1 protein-coding gene is annotated in these 1,958 nt (G+C 67.8%); it reads left to right on the forward strand.

Annotated elements, in window-relative coordinates:
* Positions 1–1,958: condensation domain-containing protein (locus HUA76_RS44710; protein WP_254614915.1), on the forward strand; the 1,958-nt coding region annotated here is incomplete at both ends.

Here is a 1,958-nt window from a genome sequence, read left to right on the forward strand (position 1 = left end):
TGGTGCCGCCTGCGCTGATGAAGCTGGAGGCGCTGCCGCTGACGCCGAGCGGGAAGCTGGCGAGAAGCAAGCTGCCGGCGCCAGACGTGGAGAGCCTGCGGGGCGCGGCGCCCTTCGTGGCACCGAGAGACGCGCTGGAGGTGCAGTTGGCGGAGGCCTTCGCGGCGGTGCTGAAGCTGCCGCGCGTCAGCGTCACCGACAGCTTCTTCAGCATCGGTGGCCACTCCCTGTTGGCAACCCAGTTGGTGGCGCGCATCCGCGCCTTGCTCAAGGCCGAGGTTCCCTTGAGGACTCTTTTTGAAGCGCCATCTGTCGCGGCGCTCGCGAAGCGCATCGAGGCGGATGTCCGGCTCAAGCCTGGCAACGCTCCGCAGTCGATGCTCGCGCGAGCGCGTGCGCGGTTCCGTAGTTCCAACGAGCAGGGAGACACGGAGGAAGAGATGCTCTCTTTTGCCCAGCAGCGGCTTTGGTTCCTGGACCAGTACAGGCCCGGCAGTCCCCTCTACAACATCCCCGCCGCGCTCCGGTTGAAGGGCGCGCTGGATGTGCAGGCGCTCGAGCGGGCCTTCACCGAACTGGTGCGACGCCACCAGTCCTTGCGCACCGTCTTCCAGTCCCGTGAGGGCAAGCCGGTCCAGGTCATCTCGCGAGGCGAGCCCCTGCGGATGCGGCTGCCGCTTCAAGACCTGGCGCCACTGCCGGAGTCCGAGAAGGAAGCAGAGGCGCTGCGGCTGGTCTGGGCCGAGGCCCGACGGCCGTTCGACTTGACGCGCGGCCCCCTGCTGCGCACGGGGCTGGTGCGACTGGATGTCCACGAGCACCTTTTGCTCGTGACGATGCACCACATCATCGCGGACGCCTGGTCCATCGCCGTGCTCATCCGCGAGGTCGTCACGCTCTACGAGGCGTACAGCGTGGGGCGACACTCCCCGCTGTCGGAGCTGGGCCTTCAGTACGTGGACTACGCCGCCCAGCAGCGAGAGTGGCTCCAGGGCGATGTCCTGGAGCGACAGCTCTCCTGGTGGAAGCAGCAGCTCGAGGGCGCACCGTCATTGCTGGAGCTTCCCACCGATCATCCGCGTGCCCTGGATGCTCGCAATCCAGGCGCGGTGATCAAGGTGGAGTTCTCACGGGAACTCACCCGGGCCCTGGTGAGCCTGTGCCAGCGCGAGGGCGCCACGCTGTTCATGGGGCTCCTCGCGGGACTGCAGGCGTTGCTGTCGCGGTACTCGGGACAGGAAGACATCTGCGTGGGGGCACCCATCGCGGGTCGCCAGCAGATGGAGACCGAAGAGCTCATCGGCTTCTTCGTGAACACGCTGGTGCTGCGCACGAAGCTGAAGGGAGACCCGACGTTCCGCGAGCTGCTGGGACGCGTGCGTGAGACGACGCTGGGGGCGTACTCGCATCAGGACGTGCCCTTCGAGAAGCTGGTGGAGGTGCTCCAGCCCGAACGGCAGCCGGGGCACACGCCGTTCTTCCAGGTGGCGATGGTGTTGCTCAACACCCCGCCCATGGAGCTCGCCACGCCGGGACTCTCCTTCGAGTCCGTGGACGTCGACAGTGGCACCGCGAAGTTCGACTTCACGTTGATGCTGCGCGAGACGCCCACCGGTCTGACCGGGACGCTGGAGTACCGCACCGACCTCTACGAGCCCGCGTCCGCGGAGCGACTGGTGGCGCACCTGCAACGGCTCCTCGAGGGTGCGGTCGCCAACCCGCTCCAGCGCCTGTCCGAATTGCCGCTCGTCTCGGAAGCGGATCGACGCCTCGTGTTGGAGGCGTGGAACCCTTCAGCCACGGGCCCACGCTGGGAGGTCTGCGCGCACGAGCTGGTGGAGGCGCAGGCGGGGAGGACGCCGGAGGCGGTGGCGGTGGTGTTCGAAGGGGAGGAGCTGACGTACGCGCAGTTGGAGAAGCGAGCGAATCAACTGGCGTGGCACCTGGGCGGGGCGGGG

This window comes from Myxococcus sp. CA056 (assembly GCF_013336715.1).
Taxonomy (GTDB): domain Bacteria; phylum Myxococcota; class Myxococcia; order Myxococcales; family Myxococcaceae; genus Myxococcus; species Myxococcus llanfairpwllgwyngyllgogerychwyrndrobwllllantysiliogogogochensis.